An 18896-nucleotide genomic window follows, 5' to 3' on the forward strand; every position below is an offset into this window, starting at 1 on the left:
GTGTTGGTCATGGCGCATATTCGTAACAGATTAGGTAAGACCGCTGGTTTCACACTTATCGAGGTTTTGATAGCTCTGGTGGTGGTGACGGTGGGAATGGCTGCGCTGCTTCAGCTCCAGTCAAGCTTTATTAAGGGCGCCACCGATTCTGAACAGCGTGCTGTGGCCATGGCATTGGCTGAAAAGAAACTCGAGGAGTTTAGGGATTATCAGACGATTGTCGAGTTCGATCAGATAGGCTCGGCGGCATCCCCGACCTCCGAAGTCGAGGCGGTATCCGTCGGCAAATCGTCGATCGACTATACCTTGAACTGGAGCGGTATCAACACCGTATCCTCCGCGGTTAATGCCTCCGAATACAAAGAGATAACGGTCACCGTCAGTTGGAATGGTACTGATGGCGTCAGCAGTGTAGCTCTCTCCACCCTCCTGGCCCGTGTCGATCCGAATCTTGCACCTCTGTTAGGCGTTACAGGTTTCGGTGGTGACTCACCGGCAGTGAGCCATGCCGCTGGTGATGTGCCGGACGTAATACCTATCGATATAGGTGACGATAAAACGCAGGAAACGTCCAAGCCCCTGCCGGATGTAGACCAGAGCAACGAGAGCACCGAGGTGCGTTTCGAGACCGTGACCTATGACGTGACCACCACTAAGCTGGTGCAGCAGGAGTTTGTCACGGTTAACTGCTTCTGTAACCTCGTGACCGGTAGTACTGCGGGCGAAACGCCTCATCACTATAAATATAACGACGGTGCGCTTGAAGTTGAGCAAGGTGTAACGGTAACAACCGCGACCACTGGTACGCTTTATTCAGGCGGCGGAAGCTTTACCCAGTCCCAGTACTGTACCCGCTGCTGCGCCGGCCACCATGACGCATCCGATACGACTGTTTACTCAAACGATGGCGTACCCGGCTTCAAAGAGGTTGCCCCCAGTACAGCACATAAGCACTATAAACTTGATCCAACCGCTTTGGCCGCTAATACCATTACCTTCGCCGGTGAGGCCACAGCTGGTGGTGATATCTATGCAGAAGCCTGTCGATTCCGCCGCGTTGACGGCCTGTTTGAGCTGTTCCCGGATTGGAAGCTGATCGATCTGCCTACTATCCCCTATAACTACCCGACAACCAGTGCAGGTCTGGCCAGCTATCAGCAGTATGTTCACGACCAGGTGCATGATCGTACATTTACCGAAACGGCAGCGTTAAGCGCGCTGGGCGTAAGCGCTTTGGGGGCATCACTGGCCAGTGTCGATCTGGATATGGTTGAGGGTGGCTTGTCGCAATTGCTCGCTCGTGGCCTCTACTACGATGATATGAGCTACGACGACAACTGGATTGCCAAGATGACCGACGTGGCCGCCTCCTCCGGTATGCGCGCCGGTAATGATTGGCTTGCTTATACCCCCTTCTTCGAGATCAATATGACGCTGCTGTCCGACTGGGATACTGAGAACAGCACACTGGCCTCGGTGACCGACGAAGAGGTCAACACCATTGACGACGCGGCCAACTTCTACGCCGTGTACAGCCGCGGCCTGGTACAGGCTGGGGCTACGGCCAGTGGTGCCACGGTGCAGATATTTGCCGAAAGTGCTGGTGACAACACAGGCCTTCTGGGTAACCGGTACGGGACTGGTTCCAGCTTCGAAGGGCAGAGTAACAGCATCGTCGCATCGGGCCTAGAAACGGTATCCTCTGCAATTGATGTCAATATCCTTGGCTCGGGAGCGACGATCGCGGTTACTGGTCTGATAGAGAAAGGCTCGACCGGCAGCCTGACATTGACCAGTGTGTCGGTTGCGACCAGCTACGGCAGCTGCACCGTATCGGGTACGGGTAACTCGCGCAGCTATGAATGTCTTGTTCCCGTCAATTATGGCAACGTGACGGTCTATGCCACGACCACGGAGACCAACGAGTACCTTGATCCCAACGTGACGCTCGGTGGCGATATTGTTAGTAAGACGGCGGGTAACTCCTCGACCTTTACCAGCGGTAATATCACGGTCAGCGCGGGCACGTCACCGATTGCGAACGTGAACTTCCTGCTTAAGAAGTAGTAGAACCTCGAATTTACTCATGAAAGAGACAGTCGTTGTAGGCGCGGGCGTCATCGGACTGATGACTGCCCGCGAGCTGGCACGCTCCGGTGTCAAGGTGACCCTGATTGAACGTGGTGTCAGCGCTCATGAGGCGTCCTGGGCTGGCGGCGGTATCGTGTCGCCACTCTATCCCTGGCGCCATGGTGATGCCATCACCCGTCTGGCGCTCTGGTCGCAGAGCAGTTACACGCTGCTGGCGCAGGAGCTGTGTGTCGAGACCGGCTGTGATCCGGAACTGCGCCAGAAAGGTATCCTGATGGTGGATGTGCAGGACGAGGCAGAGGCACTGCGTTGGGGGCATGACCACTATCGGCCGCTGATCAAAGTGGACGCCGAGTTTATCCACAACAAGGAACCGCGACTCAATCCCGATTTCACTTCGGCGATGTGGATGCCCGAGGTGGCCAGTATCCGCAACCCTCGATTGGGACGTGCGCTGCGTATTAGCGTGGAACAGCACCCCAATATCGAACTGGTGGAGCAGTGCGAGGCGCAGGGGTTCATTCTCCAGGGCGAACGGATCCAAGGGGTGCGTACCAGTCGTGGTGAATTCCGGGCGGATGCCACCGTCATTGCCGGGGGCGCCTGGAGCGCGCAGTTGATCGCTTCTCTGGGACTGCGGCTCCCGGTTGAGCCTGTACGTGGTCAGATGATGGTGTTCAAGGCTCCTGTGGGGCTGATCGATCGCATCGTGATGCTCGACGGCCGCTATCTGATTCCGCGTAACGACGGTCGTATTCTGGTTGGTAGCACTCTGGAACATGTCGGTTTCGACAAAGGGACCACCGACGAAGCGCGTGACTCGCTACACCAAACAGCGCTGAAAATTCTGCCGGATCTGGCACAATACCCGGTCGAATATCACTGGGCAGGACTGCGTCCGGGTTCGCCCGAGGGGATCCCCTTTATCGGTGCCGTACCCGGCTACAACGGCTTGTACCTGAACTGCGGCCACTACCGTAACGGTCTGGTGTTGGCCCCGGCCTCGACCCGCCTGCTGAGTGATATTCTGCTTGAACGTTCCCCTGTCATCGATCCGGCACCCTATGCCGTGGCGGGGCGCATTGAACAAGAGTGACGGGTTCTCCCGCTGACTGCTATCAAGAGTACAGATGAGTAAAGTGATCCGGGTCGCGATGGCCCAGTTGAACCTGCTGGTGGGTGATATTCCGGGCAATACTGAACGGGTTATCGAAACGGCCATCAAGGCCCGCGATGAACTGGGTGCCGATCTGGTGCTCTATCCGGAGCTGGCGCTCAGCGGTTATCCACCCGAGGATCTTCTGCTTCGCCCCAGCCTGGAGCTGCGTATCGATCAGGCGCTGAAAGCGCTGAAGCAGCAGGTGTCGGGTATTACGCTGGTGGTCGGCTACCCGCGTTATCGTGACGGTGCACTTTACAACATGCTGGGTGTGATTCGTGACGGCAAGCTGCTCACCGAATATGCCAAGCAGTGTCTGCCCAACTACCAGGTGTTCGACGAGAAACGCTATTTTGCCGCCGGCAGTGAACCGGGACTGTTCGAGCTGGACGGCCACAGAATCGGTCTTAGCGTCTGCGAGGATATTTGGCACTCGGCACCGGTCGAGCAGCTCAAGGCAGCAGGCGTCAGCCTGATCCTGAATATCAATGCCTCACCCTTCCACGCCGGCAAGCCCGCGGTGCGTACCGAGGTAATCGGGCGTCAAGCACGGATCGCTGGTTGTCCGGTGCTCTACGTGAACCAGGTCGGTGGCCAGGATGAGCTGGTCTTCGATGGCGGCTCTCAGGCCGTGGATGCAGAAGGGACTCAGGTCTTCGCCGGTGCCTTCTTCGAAGAGGCGTTGTATACGCTGGATGTGGATCTAGAGGGTGGGCAGGTTGACGCTGCACAGCCATCCCTGCCGCTGCCGGGTCTGGAAGAGTCTGTGTATAACGCCCTGGTACTGGGCGTGCGCGACTACGTGCAGAAAAATGGCTTCAAGGGCGTGGTGTTGGGCCTGTCCGGTGGTATCGATTCGGCCGTGACTGTTGCCGTTGCGGTGGATGCACTGGGGGCGACAGCAGTTGAAGCGGTGATGATGCCGTTTCGCTATACCTCGAATATCAGTATCGAGGATGCGGCCGAAGAGGCCCAACTGCTGGGTATTCGTCATAGTGTTATCTCGATCGAGCCGATGTATGAGAGCTTCATGTCCGCGCTGGCGGACGAGTTTGCCGGCACCGCGATGGATACCACGGAAGAGAACCTGCAAGCGCGCTGTCGTGGCGTGCTGTTGATGGCGATCTCGAACAAGAAGGGCTACCTGGTGCTGACCACCGGTAACAAGTCGGAGATGGCGGTGGGTTACTCCACCCTGTACGGCGATATGGCCGGCGGCTTCGATGTGCTCAAGGATGTACCGAAGACCCTGGTGTACCGTCTGGCCGAATACCGCAACTCGATCTCGCCGGTTATACCCCAGCGTGTGATCACCCGCCCGCCGTCGGCCGAATTGCGACCGGATCAGAAGGATCAGGACAGCCTGCCCGATTATGATGTGCTGGACCGTATACTCGAGCTCTACGTGGAGCGCGACTACAGCGCCAAGGCGATTATTGCCGAGGGTTTCGATGAAACCGAGGTCAACCGGGTGGTACACCTGGTGGATATCAATGAGTACAAGCGTCGTCAGGCACCGGTCGGGCCGCGCATCACCGAACGTGGATTCGGTCGTGATCGACGCTATCCGATCACCTCGGGGTGGAAGCTGGGCGAGTAGTATTCCGAGCTGAACCGGTTAGAGTCAGCGCACCGCACCGACTGTGGGCAAGTGGCGGCGATCCAAATACTGAGCCCGGGTAAAATTAGGAAAAATTCCTATAGGCAAACCGGCCCTGAGCGACCATTATTGGAGCACGAGGGTTACAGGAGTGCACGGCGGCAGGAAGCTGCTGTTCAGGGAACAGGAAATGGACACAGGTCAGACGGAAACTGACACCTCGCTCACCCAGGGACGAGTGAGTTTCGCAGGGAAGCAGAAATAGGGCTTGCAACACGGAAGTGTGCAAGCCTTTTTTATGTCCGGGCGTTAGACATCCTGCTGAGTGTCGGTCAGCGTACCCGTGAATTATCCCCCTTGTGGCCGGTTCAGGTTCAGCGCCGGATCCTCCGCCAGCTCCACGCTCACATGAGGAAAGTGTGCCAGTGCACGCATCAGCCGTACTTCGCCAGTGGCGTTAACGTGCTCGATGAGTGCCGGAATCAACTCCGCCGGCAAAAGCGCGTGTAGAGGGTGGTCTCGGCCGCCAGCACTGATATAAACCCATGCGCCTGGTTGTTGCCGACTGGCATCGATGAGTTGCTGAATATGTTGCTCGGTGATGCCCGGTGTATCGCAGGGTAGGGTGATCAGGTTGCCGGCAGGCAGCGAGGGCAGCAGCTGAGCCAGTGCACGTAGCGGGCCGGGAAAACTATCGTCCGGATCGCCGATCAGCGGCAACCCGTACTGTGCGTATTGCTCCTGGCTGCGATTGCAGTTGATAAAGATGGGATCGCAAAAAGGGTGCAGTGCATCGATCGAGTACTCGATCAATGCGCGGCCCTCGTATTGCAATAGACCCTTGTCAGCTCCCCCGGCGCGCGTTCCACGCCCGCCGGCCAGGATCAGCCCGATATACTGTTGCCTGTTTGCTGCCACTGCCTGATTTCTTGTTTGTGGATGGAAGCTCTATTGTCAGGCGGCTTCCAGGCTTTGGGCAAGTGCCAGTACATTGGCTTTGGCGCTACGGGTGACTTCGCCGACGATGATCAGGCTGGGGGTCTTGAATTGCGCCTCCTTGGCCTGCTCCACCACAAGGTCGAGCGTTGACAACAGGTTGCGTTGATTGTCCCGGGTACCGTTTTCGATCAGCAGGATCGGCCAGTCTGCGGGCAGGCCATGGCTCTGCAGTGAAGCGCTGATCTCGGGCAGGGCTTCAAGTCCCATGTAGAACACCAGCGTCTGGTCGGTTCTGGCCAGCGTTGCCCAGTCGTGCTCGAGATGGCTGGCGTGGTGGGTCGCGGTGATGAAGCGGACCTGGTGCGCGCTGGCACGGTCGGTCAGCGGGATGCCGGCTGCGGAGGCACAACCCGACGCGGCGGTGATGCCGGGGACGATCTGCCACTCGATACCGGCAGCGTTGAGTGCATCGATCTCCTCGGCCATGCGGGCAAAAATAGCGGGGTCGCCTCCCTTCAGACGCAACACGGTTTTGCCTCTCTGGGCCTGCTGCACCATCAGTTCGCCGATACGTGCCTGGGTCACGCTGTGCTGGCCCGCAGCTTTGCCGACATAGTAGCGCTGCGCCGAACTGGGGATCAGATCGAGAATGTCGTCGCCGACCAAGCGGTCGTAGATCACCACTTCGGCCTGCTCAATCAGGCGGAACGCCCGTACCGTGAGCAGGTCCAGAGCGCCGGGACCGCAGCCGATCAAGTGGACCTGGCCATGCTCTACGCCTGTGTTGGTATGGCGAGAGGCAGGTTTTTCGTGCAGCGCAGGACGGGAACCGAAGTCGGTGATTCTGCTCATAAGTTGATCGAACAGGGAAAGGCTAGTATTCCACAGCATTTTCAACCTCCGCGGTTGTCTGTTCGGTTGCGGGTGCGGCGCATTTTTCGTCTGTAATCAGTGCTTTGAGTTCGGGAATGCAGGAGCCGCAGTTGGTGCCGCATTTGAGCTGCTCACCGAGCTGTTCGGCTGAGGTAGCGCCGGCCTGGATAGCGGCACGTATGTTGGGTTCGCGCACCTGAAAGCAGCTGCACACCACGGCACCGCAGGGCTGAGCACCGGCGGCCGTGGCCGCCAGCAACTGCCGGCGCAGTTCAATATCGAGGTTATCGAGCGCGAACTGCTGATCGAGCCAGTCCAGATCGGGCAGGCTGTTGTCGCGCTCGACCAGCAGCATCCAGTTGAGCCTGTCATTCTCCAGACCACAGGCGCGGTAGCGGCCTTCATGGCGGTCATCCAGACGCAGCTCCGGTGCGCTACCGAGATATTGGCGGCACCAGGCATCCCAGTTGTCCACAAGGCCGGTGTCGCTCAGTCGGTAGCTGGTGCAGTGCTCCAGCGGTACCCGTGTCCAGTAGCCAGTGGGCAGGGCGATGGAGTTGCGCACCAGCAGTCTGGCTTGCCAACCTGTATTCAGTGCGCGAATGGCGGCGCGCCCCTGCTTGGCTTCGGGTTGACCGGACACCGGATCGACTACCGAGGCGATCAGTGAACCGCTGATGGCACTGCCGGAAAACTGACGGCTCCAATGCATAGGGATAAATACCTCACCAGGCCGCTGTTGCTCGCATACCGATGCGCGGGCGACATAACGGCCCAGTTCGTTGGACAGTTCGGCAATCTCGCCGTCGCGAATGCCGAAGCGCTCGGCATCCAGGGGATGGATCTCGATAAAGGGTTCGGGACGGTGCTGCAGCAGACGGGCGGCCCGTCCGGTCCGGGTCATGGTGTGCCATTGATCGCGGATGCGACCGGTATTGATCTGTAGCGGCAGGCTGGCATTGGGCTGCTGCACCGGTGGGCGCGGGGTAATGGCCAGAAAGCGGGCACGGCCGGAGGGGGTAAAGAACTTGCCATCGCTGAACAGGCGTTCGCTACCCTCGGGGTTGGTAGCGTTGACCGGCCACTGGATCGGTTGCAGCTGGTCGTACTCCGCATCGCTGATCTGGCTCAGCCCGCTGATGTCGAAACCGCGCGAGCCCTGGTTCTCGAACCCGGACAGCGCCGCATGTTCGCGGAAGATCTGCGCCGGTGTGCAGTAGTCAAATGCGGCGGCATAGCCCAGGCGCTTGGCAACCTCGGCGATGGCCCACCAGTCGTTACGCGCCTCGCCCGGTGCTGCTAACAGCCCACGCTGGCGCGAGATGCGACGCTCGGAGTTAGTGACGGTGCCGCTCTTCTCGCCCCAGGTGGTAGCGGGCAGGGCGATATGGGCCAGCTCCAGGGTGTCGGTTTGGGCCATGCACTCGGACACGATCACCAGTTCGCACTGCGCCAGTGCACGACGTACGCGGTCCGCTTCCGGCAGGCTGACCACCGGGTTGGTGGCCATGATCCAGACCGCCTTGATCTCGCCGCGCTCGATCGCATCGAACAGGTCGACCGCCTTGTAACCCTCCTGACGAGCCATGTTTGGTGCCTGCCAGAAGCGCTGGACCCGGTCGATATTGGCTTCGCTGGCGAAATCCATATGTGCGGCGAGCTGGTTGGCCAGGCCGCCGACCTCGCGTCCGCCCATGGCGTTGGGTTGTCCGGTCAGCGAGAAGGGTCCCATACCGGGTTTGCCCAGTCGGCCGGTGGCCAGGTGGCAGTTGATGATCGCGTTGACCTTGTCGGTGCCGCTGCTGGACTGGTTGATCCCCTGGGAAAAGAGGGTCAGGGTTTTCTCGGTGTTGCAGAACCAGTCGATCAGCTGTGCCAGCTCCGCCTCTGCCAGGTCGGTAGCCAGAGCCACGCTGGCGATATCGGGTGCACTGGCGCGCGCTGCGGCCAGTGCATCGTCGAAGCCTTCGGTATGTGCGGCAATGTAGTCGGTATCCAGGCGGCTGCGACGCTCCAGCTCGGACAGCAGCAGATCGAAGATCAGTGCATCGCTGCCGGGCTTGAGTGAAAGCTGCAGGTCGGCCAGGTCCGAGGTGGCGGTGCGGCGTGGATCGATGACCACGACGCGCAGTGCCGGATTGGCTTTCTTGGCGGCGGCCATGCGCTGGAACAGGATCGGGTGGTTCCAGGCCGCGTTGGAGCCGACCAGAATCATCAGCTCGGCGCTGTCGATATCCTCATAGCTGCAGGGCATCAGGTCGCCGCCGAAGGCGCGTTTGTAACCGGCCACGGTGGAGGACATGCACAGGCGGGAGTTGGTATCCACGTGGCTGGAACCGATAAACCCTTTCATCAGTTTATTGGCCACGTAATAGTCTTCGGTCAACAGCTGGCCGGACAGATACATCGCCACCGCACCTGGACCATCACGCTCGATGATCTGCTGCAGACGACCGGCGACGCTGTCCAGGGCGCTGTCCCAGCTCGCGTCCTGTCCGTCTACCCTCGGCGTCAGCAGTCTATCCTTTGCGCCGGTGGTTTCGTGCAGCGCACTGCCTTTGACGCAGAGACGGCCGAAGTTGGCCGGGTGCTCCGCGTCTCCCGAAACGGCAATAATGTCTCGGTCGCGGACCTCGGCCTTTACACCGCAACCGACGCCACAATAGGGGCAGGTAGTGTTGTTGATCATCGGCAAAAATCCCACAAAAAAAGGCGCCTGACGATCGCTTCTACCCTTAAGGGAAACGATGGTCAGGCGCCTTTGCCTTCCGTCAGCCGGGCCGTTAGATTGCGCCCCGCTGTCTACTCATTCTGTACTTGACTGCAGGGGATTAAAGCAAAAGCGATGCCACACTCACAAAACAATGGATTATCAAAGCCTTCCTGCTGTACGCGAGGGTGATTCGTGCCGGTGAGTGGTCATTGATGGGGCGTTGTGAATGGTCGAGTGCACCATGATGAGGCGACTTTGATCCGGATGTGGGGAGGCGGACGCGAAAAATGCGCCGTCCGCATTTGGAATATGAATTGCTACGCGCTATTCCTTTTATAAGAGTGTGAATTCATCCATAGCATTAACAGGAGCGTTCCCAGCGTGGGAAATGAAGGTTTATCGGTCATGCTCGTCGACGACGAGACCGAACGTGCGGCCATGGTTGAGCAGGAGCTGCAGGCCCAGGGTTATACCGTGGTCTGCCGTCTGACCACAACGGCGGCGTTGCGCCACCATGTCGAGCGGGTACAGCCGGATATCGTCATCATCGATATGGACTCTCCGGACAGGGATACGCTGGAGCATATGTCGGTGGTCAACCAGCAGAACCCGAGGCCGATCGTGTTTTTTGCCGATAAGGATGACAATCCCGACAACATTCGAGCGGCGATCAAAGCCGGCGTCAGCGCCTATATCGTCGATGGGCTGAAGCCGAACCGGGTAAAGCCGATTCTCGATGTGGCGATTGCCCGATTCGAGGAGTTTCAGAGTCTGCGCTCCGAGTTGCTGCAGACACGCACCGAACTCGACGATCGCAAGGTTATCGAGAAAGCCAAGGGGATGTTAATGAAACATCAAGGGTGCGATGAGGAGCAGGCGTTTCGCACCCTGCGCAAGCTGGCGATGGATCGCTCCCAGAAACTGGTGGATGTGGCGCGCAGCGTGATTAAGGTATTGGAGGTGTTATGAGCGGCACAAGCGTGGATATGGATCGGCTGGTGCCGGAGAAAAACAGTTTGACCCTCGGATTCGTTGCCCTACTCGACAGCGCGCCGCTGGTAGTGGCGCGGGAGCAAGGATTCTTCGCCGAGCAGGGGCTGGAGGTGAGGCTGCAGCGCGAGAACTCCTGGGCCAGTGTGCGTGACAAGGTGGCCTATGGTCTGCTCGACGGTGCGCAGATGATCGCCCCCATGCCGCTGGCGTCGTCGCTCGGTCTTGGTGCGCCGCCGGTGGCGATGGAAACCGCGCTGGTGATGAGTCGCAACGGCAACGCCATTACCCTGGCGACGGCGCTGGCCGATGCCGCCGGCATCGAGCCGGACGCGCAGGGACCGGATCCGCTGCTCAATGGACGCCTGTTGCGCGCCCACCTGACCGGCCTGGAGCGGCCGCTGAAACTGGCGACGGTCTATCCCTACTCCTGCCACCACTATCAACTGCGTTACTGGCTCAACGTGTCCGGGATCGCGCCGCGCCAGGTGGAATTCATCGGTGCACCACCGCGGCAGATGGTCGACCTGCTCAAGTCGGGCCAGATCGACGGCTGCTGTGTTGGCGAACCCTGGAATTCGCTGGCCGAGGTGCGCGGCGTGGGCAGGATCGTGGCCACCGGCCATCAGGTCTGGCGCAACATGATGGAGAAGGTGTTCGGTGTCACCCGGCAGTGGGCCGCCGAGTATCCTCACACCTATCGGGCCGTGCTGCTGGCCTTGATGAAGGCGTGCCACTGGCTCGAGTCCCATCAGCATAGCGATCTCCTCTACCAGTGGTTGTCCCTGCCACCCTACCTGGATCTCGAAATTGAGCCGCTGAAGAACCGGGGGCTGTTCAGCGAGCAGCTGGAGCAGCGCTTCTCCGGTGCTGATTCCAACTTCCCCTGGCGCTCGCAGGGCGCCTGGTTGCTGGGGCAGATGCGGGAGGCGGGGCAGTGGCAGGGGCCGCTGGACCACCCGGTACTGGATCAGGTGTTCAATACCGCACTTTACCGTGAGGTTGCTGCAGCGCTGGGCCTGAACGCCCCTGTCGCCGATTACCGTATCGAGGGGCGGGATGGCGCCGAGAGTGCGCTGTCAGGGACCCGGGGCGGGATGGTACCGAACGAAAACGGCTTTATCGACGGACTCTGCTTCGGGCTGCGCCATTTTTGATCAGTGCAGGTGCAATATGCATGCTGCTGGTGCGTGTTTTTTGTGCAGCTGTAGTCGGTATGTTGTTTGTTTCTATTCTAATCAACTGATATTAAACATGAAAAACTAGTTGGCACGTACTCTGCAGAATTATTGGTAACGAGGGCTGCACTGCCAAAGGCGGCAGGTGCGAATCCCTGAAGTGTTAATGCAGACCGCCTCAGGTCTTAACAAGCAGACGATTACGGCAAGGGCGCCGTTCCGGTTTCTGGGTGATCAATCCCGGGGACAGGAGCGGCGCCCTTTTTTGTGTTTCAAGAGGATTGAATATGAAAACAACTCTGAATCGACGCTCGCTGTGCAAGAAAATGCTGTTGGCTGCTTCCATCAGCCTGGCCACCCTGTCCGCATCAACCGCCGCACTGGCCGAGATCGGGTACCCGGAGAAGGAGGAGCTGAAGTTCGGCTTCATCAAGCTGACCGATATGGCGCCACTGGCGATCGCCTATGAGAAGCGCTATTTCGAGGATGAAGGTCTGTATGTGACCCTGGAGGCCCAGGCCAACTGGAAAGTGCTGCTCGACCGTGTCATCGACGGTCAGCTCGACGGCGCGCACATGCTGGCCGGTCAACCGCTCGGCGCCACCATCGGATTCGGTACCAAGGCCGATATTATCACAGCGTTCAGCATGGACCTGAACGGTAACGGGATTACCGTTTCCAACGACATCTGGGAGCAGATGAAACCGAATATCCCGGTCGGTGCCGACGGCAAGCCGGTGCATCCGATCAAGGCCGACGCCCTCAAGCCGGTTGTGGATAAGTACAAGGCCGAGGGCAAGCCGTTCAACATGGGCATGGTATTCCCGGTCTCCACCCATAACTACGAGCTGCGTTACTGGCTGGCCGCCGGCGGTATCCACCCCGGTTACTACGCCCCGGAAAAGGGTGATATCAGTGGTCAGCTGCAGGCCGATGCGCTGCTCTCCGTAACCCCGCCGCCGCAGATGCCGGCAACCATGGAAGCGGGCACCATCTACGGCTACTGCGTCGGTGAGCCGTGGAACCAGCAGGCGGTTTTCAAAGGTATCGGCGTGCCGGTGATAACCGACTACGAGATCTGGAAGGACAATCCTGAGAAGGTGTTCGGTGTATCCAAAGAGTGGGCCGACAAGTATCCCAACACTCATATTCGTGTGGTCAAGGCGATGATCCGTGCCGCCAAGTGGCTGGATGAGAACAACAACGCCAACCGTCCGGAAGCGGTGGAGATCCTGTCTCGTCCGGCCTACGTCGGTGCCGATGCTGAGGTCATTGCCAACTCCATGACCGGAACCTTCGAGTACGAGAAGGGCGACAAGCGCGAGGTACCGGACTTCAACGTGTTCTTCCGCTACAACGCCACCTACCCCTACTACTCCGATGCGATCTGGTACCTGACCCAGATGCGCCGTTGGGGCCAGATTTCCGAGCAGAAGCCGGACAGCTGGTACATGGATATCGCCAAGAAGGTGTACCGCCCGGATATCTATGCCGTCGCTGCCAAGGAGCTGATCGCTGATGGGGTGATGGATGCTGCGGACTTCCCCGACTTTGATTCCGAAGATGGCTTCAAAGCACCGCAGACTCAGTTTATCGACGGTATTACCTACGATGGCAAGAAACCCAACGAGTATCTTGAGAAGTTCAACATCGGCCTGAAAGGCGCCGACAAGATCTGATCCTCCGGCGGCCCCTTCCTGTAAGGGGGGGGGGCCGCGCCTGATGGAGGAGGGAGAATTGAAAGATGAGTAGCATTCGCATGACCCTGGCCGGAGTTTCCAGCATCGCCGGCGTAAAGAGTAACGACACGATGAGCAGCTGGCTCAAACGGAGCGCCCGCGCCCTGGGTCTGCCGCTGCTCGGATTAGTGGTGTTCCTGATGATCTGGCAGGCTGGCGCCAAGCAGATCCATACTTCTCTGGGTGAGTTTCCGGGGCCTAGCCAGGTGTATCAGCAGACGCTCTCACTGATTGCTGACCACAATGCCGAGCGCGCTCGTGAGTCGGATTTCTATGATCGTCAGGAGAAACGTAACGCTGAGCGTATCGCCAAGGATCCGAGTTATGAGGCGAAGATCCGCGAGTACACCGGCAAGCCGACCTTCTTCGACCAGATCGGCACCAGCCTGGTCACCGTGCTGGCCGGCTTCTTTATTGCCGGACTGATCGCGATACCGCTGGGGATCTGTATCGGTCTCAACGGTGCGCTCTACTCGGCGCTGAACCCGATCATCCAGCTGTTCAAACCGGTCTCGCCGTTGGCCTGGTTGCCACTGGTGACCATGGTGGTCAGTGCCGTGTACGTGACCCCCGACCCGCTGTTTGCGAAGTCCTTTCTGACCTCGCTGTTTACCGTGTCGCTGTGCTGTTTGTGGCCGACACTGATCAATACGGCGGTAGGCGTTTCAGCCGTTAGCCCGGACCTGCAGAACGTGAGCAAGGTGTTGCGTCTGAGCTGGGGCACTCATGTGGTCAAGATCGTGCTGCCCTCATCGGTGCCGATGATCTTCACCGGTCTGCGACTGTCGCTCGGTATCGCCTGGATGGTGTTAATCGCCGCCGAGATGCTGGCGCAGAACCCGGGACTGGGCAAGTTCGTCTGGGACGAGTTCCAGAACGGCAGTTCTGACTCGCTGGGGCGCATCATGGTCGCCGTACTGGTGATCGGTCTGATCGGTTTCCTGCTGGATCGCATCATGCTGCTGTTGCAGCGTGCGTTCTCGTGGGACAAGAAAGCAATTACCCGTTAAGGAGGGCGAGATATGTCTCTGTCTAAACATCTTGAACTGACGGGTGTCTCCATCGAGTTTCCGACCCCGAAGGGACCTTTCAAGGCGCTGGATAACGTCAACCTGAAAATCGAGAAGGGCGAGTTTGTCTCCCTGATCGGTCACTCCGGCTGCGGTAAGTCCACCGTACTCAACATCGTTGCCGGCCTGCACAAGGCCACCACCGGTGGTGTGGTGCTGGAGGGTAAAGAGGTGGATGAGCCCGGCCCCGAGCGTGCCGTGGTGTTTCAGAATCACTCCCTGCTGCCCTGGCTCAGTGCTTATGAGAACGTCGAGCTGGCGGTGAAGCAGGTGTTCAAGGGGCAGAAGAGCAGGGCTGAGATGAAAAGCTGGATCGAGCACAACCTCGAGCTGGTGCACATGACCCACGCCATGCACAAACGCCCGGATGAGATCTCCGGCGGGATGAAGCAGCGTGTCGGTATCGCCCGCGCGCTGGCGATGGAGCCGCAGGTACTGCTGATGGATGAACCGTTCGGTGCGCTCGATGCGCTGACCCGTGCCCATCTGCAGGACTCGTTGATGGAGATCCAGAAGGATCTGAACAACACCGTGATCATGATTACCCATGATGTGGATGAAGCGGTGCTGCTTTCCGACCGCATCGTGATGATGACCAACGGTCCGGCCGCCACTGTCGGTGAGATCCTCAAGGTTGAACTGCCACGTCCGCGAGACCGTATCGCGCTGGCGGATGACCCGCAGTACAACCACTACCGTCACGAAGTACTCAGCTTCCTGTATGAGAAGCAGCGCAAGGTCGAGGATATCGACCAGCATCGCACAGTAAAAAAGGTCGAGGAGGCGGCAGTTGAGCTCCCAAAGAAGCGAGCCCACGGGTGAAGCCATGATTAACCATGTCGATCTGGTCATCGTGGGCAATGGTATGGCGGGCAACCGCCTGGTGCAGGAGTTGGCCAAGCAGCCGCATAAGCCTGAATCGGTCCTGGTGATCGGCGAGGAGCCGCGCCACGCCTACAACCGCGTGTTACTGTCGCCGCTATTGGCCGGCGAAATGAACGCGGAACAGGTGGCGCTGCAGGATGCGCGCTGGTATCGCGAGCAGGGGATCGAGCTGATCTCCGGCGATCCGGTGGCCAGTGTGGACCTGGCCGCGCGGACTTTGGTTACTCAGTCCGGGGCTCAGGTCGAGTTTCACCGCATCGTGTTCGCCACCGGGTCACGCGCCAACATGCCGCGACTGCCTGGCATCGAGCTTGATGGCGTGATGGGATTCCGTACCTGGGACGATGTGGAGCGGATGCAACAGTCGGCCAGCGACGGCGCTCATGCTGTGGTGGTCGGTGGCGGTCTGCTGGGTCTGGAGGCGGCGGAGGGGCTGCGCAAGCTGGGTATGCAGACGACCGTGCTGCAGCGTGGCGACCGGTTGCTGAACCTGCAGCTGGATGCGACGGCGGCAGGTCTATTGCGCGATGAATTAACCGGACGCGGGCTCAATGTTCGGCTCGACTCTGAAATCGACGAGATTGTCGGAGAGCAGGGCAGGGTTACCGGCGTACGGCTGAAGGATGGACAGCTGCTCAAGGCGGATCTGCTGGTGCTGGCGATCGGTGTACGGCCGGAAATATCGCTGGCGCGCGCGGCGGGGCTGCGCTGCAACCGTGCCATCGAGGTGGATGCCACGCTGCATACCAGCCATCAGAATGTGTTCGCCCTGGGCGAGTGTTGTGAATTCGAGCAGAATACCTATGGTCTGGTGGCGCCGATCTGGCGGCAGGCGGAGGTGTTGGCCCGCGTGCTGTGCGGTGAAGAGCACGCCTACAGCGAGCAGCCAGTGGCGACACAACTGAAGGTCAGCGGCATCTCGCTGTTCTCCTGCGGGGAGATCGACGCCTGCAATGCGCAGCCGATCGAATACCTGGATAGTATCCACGCCGAATATCGCAAACTCTGGCTGCGCGATGGCCGCATCGTGGGGGCCGTACTCTATGGTGATACCCGTTTCGGGCCCTGGTACTTCCAGCAGTTGCTGAGCGAGCAGGATCTGAGCCATCAGCGTGCACGGTTGCTGTTTGGCCCACCGCCAGAGACACAAGTGGCATGACAATCTCGAGACCCGACGGCGAGATGGGATAGCTCCAGGAACAGGAGCGCATTAAAGGGGGCTGGGTTCGACGTAAAAGCGGGCCAGACAAGACCCTCAAGTCGGAAGAGCCGGAGTACTACTCCGGCTTTTTTATGCGTGGTGGAAACGCAGGCTCGGATAAAATGATGAGTTAAACTCAACTATGTGGAGAGAAAGGATCGTTTGATGCAGCAGTGCTGCCCCACTATTCTGTAGCTATACAACGAGCTCAAGACTCAACTCAGGACACATAGGTGAATATCATGAATGAAGAAAATCTGACTATCGCTGAAATCGCCCGTCGCAATGGCTGTGAAGATCCGGTCCTGCTGGCGAAAATCGAACGTGCTGAATACATCTCCGGTCTGATCCACGATCTCTGCAGCTGGATTAGCCGCTCAGTATCCCACCTGGCACATGATGTCAGTTCACTGTTCCACCGCCACGCTCACTGAGCATCGGCCAGTAATCGAGACGCGAGAGTCTCCCCCCGGGCTGGGGATAATGATAAAAAAGCCCTCCTCCCATCGCTCCATACTCGTCGATACAACCTATCTCTAAGCAACCCCGGACTCGACGCCCGAGGCTGTTTTATCTTGCGGTAATGGCACACTCGATCACTTCCATCCACCTGCCACGCGCCTGTTTGGGTTAGCGCTAATGCGTTTCCTGTAAAGGTTCGAAGCGCCTGTCGGTTATCATCTTCGTAAACGCAACCAGCGCATGCAGGCGACAATTATCCAGTGCCTGTACGAGTTCAGTTCCTTCTGCCTTTCACCGCGTACGTACCACGCTGCAGCCACGTTCAGTATACTGCCGCCCCACCCAGAGGAGTGGAGCGACAGAGTTGCAAAGTGCTTAAGTTGCGGACGACATCATGCCGCCTCGTCGCTTGCGTTCGGTGCCGACTCCCTGATCAGGTAATCGAAGGCTCCCAAAGATGCGGTCGCACCGGCGCCCATGGCGATGATAATCTGCTTGAACGGCACCGTGGTCACATCACCGGCGGCAAACACGCCGGGGATCGAGGTTTCACCCCTGGCACCGATCTCGATCTCACCGAAGCGGGTCAGTGCCAGATCGTCCTTGAGCCATTCGCTGTTGGGTACCAGCCCGATCTGGACGAAGATGCCCGCCAGTTCCAGCCGGTGTGACTCACCAGCGGCGCGGTCGGTGTAGGTCAGTCCGGTCACCCGCTGGCCGTCGCCGTTCACCTCGGTGGTGGCCGCCTGCTTGATGATGCGGATGTTCGGCATCGACTGCGCCTTGCGTACCAGTACCTCGTCGGCGCGCAGGGTGTCGCCGAACTCGAGTACGGTGACATCCTTGACGATACCGGCCAGGTCGATGGCGGCCTCGATACCGGAGTTACCACCGCCGATCACGGCTACGCTCTTGCCCTTGAACAGCGGGCCGTCGCAGTGTGGACAGTAGGCCACGCCCTTGCCGCGATACTCCCTCTCGCCCGGCACGTTCATCTCGCGCCAGCGGGCACCGGTGGCGATGACCACGGAGCGGCTCCTCAGCGTGGCGCCGCTCTCCAGATCGATCTCGACCAGCTCACTGCGTCGCAGCTTCGCCGCTTTCTGTTCGGTGACAATATCCACCTCGTAGTCGCGTACGTGCTCCTCGAGCCCGGCCACCAGTTTCGGGCCTTCGGTGGCTTTGACGGAGATGAAGTTCTCAATACCGACGGTGTCCATCACCTGACCGCCAAAGCGCTCGGCGACAATACCGGTGCGAATCCCTTTGCGTGCCGCGTAGATCGCCGCCGCGGCGCCCGCCGGACCGCCACCTACGACCAGCAGGTCATAGGGCTCTTTTTCGCTCAGCTCGGCCGCCTTGCGTATGGCCGCGCCGGAATCCACCTTGTTGAGAATTTCGGCCAGTGTCATGCGCCCCTGACCGAACGGCTCGCCATTGAGGTAGACGCTGGGCACCGCCATCACGTTGCGCTCGCGAACCTCGGCCTGGAACAGTGCACCGTCGATCATGCTGTGGCTGATGTTCGGATTCAGCGTTGCCATAAGGTTCAGCGCCTGGACCACATCTGGGCAGTTCTGGCACGACAGGGAGATGTACGTCTCAAACCTGAGTTCCCTGTCCAGCGTTTTGATCTGCTCGATCTGATCAATCGCTACCTTCGGCGGATAACCGCCATTCTGCAGCAGGGCGAGTACCAATGAGGTGAATTCGTGCCCCATCGGGATCCCGGCAAAATGCACGCGCGGTGCAACGCCGGCAGGTCCGACCGACATGCTCGGCGTGCGCGCCAGGTCAGCATTGTCGATCAGTGAAATCTTGTCGGAGAGGTCGGTGATCTCCTGCGCCAAGGTGCGCAGCTCACGTCCTTTATCCGAGTCGTCTGCAGACAGGGTTATCTCAATCGGAGTAACGAGCGCCTGCAGATAGGTGTTCAGTTGCTGTTTGAGGTTTGTATCCAACATGAGCCTGTCCTGCATATTAAGCTGTGTTTCAG

The 18896-nt window shown here is 59.3% G+C and carries 14 protein-coding genes; 10 read left to right on the forward strand and 4 right to left on the reverse strand.

Going from position 1 to position 18896, the window contains the following annotated elements; all coding sequences use genetic code 11:
• The first annotated feature begins 9 nt into the window (after positions 1-9).
• The 3 genes from IEX40_RS16390 to IEX40_RS16400 are packed head-to-tail and all read left to right on the forward strand — an operon-like array spanning position 10 to position 4850.
• Positions 10-2067, forward strand: coding sequence for a prepilin-type N-terminal cleavage/methylation domain-containing protein (locus IEX40_RS16390; RefSeq protein WP_188750229.1), 2058 nt, complete (start codon positions 10-12; stop codon positions 2065-2067).
• A gap of 19 nt (positions 2068-2086) precedes the next feature.
• Positions 2087-3187 (forward strand): glycine oxidase ThiO, encoded by a 1101-nt coding sequence (thiO, locus tag IEX40_RS16395; RefSeq protein ID WP_188750232.1) that lies wholly within the window; start codon positions 2087-2089, stop codon positions 3185-3187.
• A gap of 34 nt (positions 3188-3221) precedes the next feature.
• Entirely contained in the window at positions 3222-4850 is a 1629-nt protein-coding gene (locus IEX40_RS16400; protein ID WP_188750233.1) for an NAD+ synthase, read from the forward strand.
• A gap of 348 nt (positions 4851-5198) precedes the next feature.
• Here the strand turns inward: IEX40_RS16400 and mobA are convergent, their stop codons facing one another.
• Genes mobA through IEX40_RS16415 form a run of 3 tightly spaced genes read right to left on the reverse strand, consistent with a single transcriptional unit; the run spans position 5199 to position 9351 of the window.
• Complete coding sequence (gene mobA, locus IEX40_RS16405; protein ID WP_188750235.1) at positions 5199-5768, reverse strand: molybdenum cofactor guanylyltransferase; 570 nt, start codon at positions 5766-5768, stop codon at positions 5199-5201.
• Between the two features lie 36 nt (positions 5769-5804).
• The gene (gene cobA / locus IEX40_RS16410; protein ID WP_188750237.1) at positions 5805-6680 is read right to left on the reverse strand and encodes a uroporphyrinogen-III C-methyltransferase; all 876 of its coding nucleotides are present in this window, start codon (positions 6678-6680) and stop codon (positions 5805-5807) included.
• A complete protein-coding gene (locus IEX40_RS16415) occupies positions 6664-9351 on the reverse strand; it encodes a nitrate reductase (protein ID WP_188750239.1) in 2688 nt (895 codons plus the stop codon). Before IEX40_RS16415 ends, cobA begins: the two co-directional genes overlap by 17 nt.
• 429 nt (positions 9352-9780) lie before the next feature.
• Between IEX40_RS16415 and IEX40_RS16420 the strand changes: the two genes are divergently transcribed.
• The 7 genes from IEX40_RS16420 (at position 9781) to IEX40_RS16450 (ending at position 16872) form a co-directional block, all read left to right on the forward strand.
• On the forward strand, positions 9781-10344 hold the full coding sequence (locus IEX40_RS16420) for an ANTAR domain-containing response regulator (protein ID WP_188750241.1): 564 nt from the start codon (positions 9781-9783) through the stop codon (positions 10342-10344).
• On the forward strand, positions 10341-11522 hold the full coding sequence (locus IEX40_RS16425) for a CmpA/NrtA family ABC transporter substrate-binding protein (protein WP_188750243.1): 1182 nt from the start codon (positions 10341-10343) through the stop codon (positions 11520-11522). Before IEX40_RS16420 ends, IEX40_RS16425 begins: the two co-directional genes overlap by 4 nt.
• A gap of 308 nt (positions 11523-11830) precedes the next feature.
• Positions 11831-13222, forward strand: coding sequence for a CmpA/NrtA family ABC transporter substrate-binding protein (locus IEX40_RS16430; RefSeq protein ID WP_188750245.1), 1392 nt, complete (start codon positions 11831-11833; stop codon positions 13220-13222).
• A gap of 131 nt (positions 13223-13353) precedes the next feature.
• Positions 13354-14292, forward strand: coding sequence for an ABC transporter permease (locus tag IEX40_RS16435; protein WP_229680825.1), 939 nt, complete (start codon positions 13354-13356; stop codon positions 14290-14292).
• 12 nt (positions 14293-14304) lie between these two features.
• The gene (locus IEX40_RS16440) at positions 14305-15174 is read left to right on the forward strand and encodes an ABC transporter ATP-binding protein (RefSeq protein ID WP_188750247.1); all 870 of its coding nucleotides are present in this window, start codon (positions 14305-14307) and stop codon (positions 15172-15174) included.
• A gap of 4 nt (positions 15175-15178) precedes the next feature.
• Positions 15179-16396 carry an NAD(P)/FAD-dependent oxidoreductase gene (locus tag IEX40_RS16445; RefSeq protein ID WP_188750249.1) on the forward strand — a complete coding sequence of 406 codons (1218 nt, stop codon included), beginning with the start codon at positions 15179-15181 and terminating at the stop codon, positions 16394-16396.
• Between the two features lie 284 nt (positions 16397-16680).
• Complete coding sequence (locus tag IEX40_RS16450; protein WP_188750251.1) at positions 16681-16872, forward strand: hypothetical protein; 192 nt, start codon at positions 16681-16683, stop codon at positions 16870-16872.
• A 420-nt stretch (positions 16873-17292) separates the two neighbouring features.
• Here IEX40_RS16450 and ahpF read toward each other — a convergent pair whose 3' ends face one another.
• A complete protein-coding gene (gene ahpF, locus IEX40_RS16455) occupies positions 17293-18864 on the reverse strand; it encodes an alkyl hydroperoxide reductase subunit F (protein ID WP_188750253.1) in 1572 nt (523 codons plus the stop codon).
• Positions 18865-18896: the final 32 nt, after the last annotated feature.

The sequence above is a fragment of the Marinobacterium zhoushanense genome, from assembly GCF_014641945.1.
Classification (GTDB): domain Bacteria; phylum Pseudomonadota; class Gammaproteobacteria; order Pseudomonadales; family Balneatricaceae; genus Marinobacterium_D; species Marinobacterium_D zhoushanense.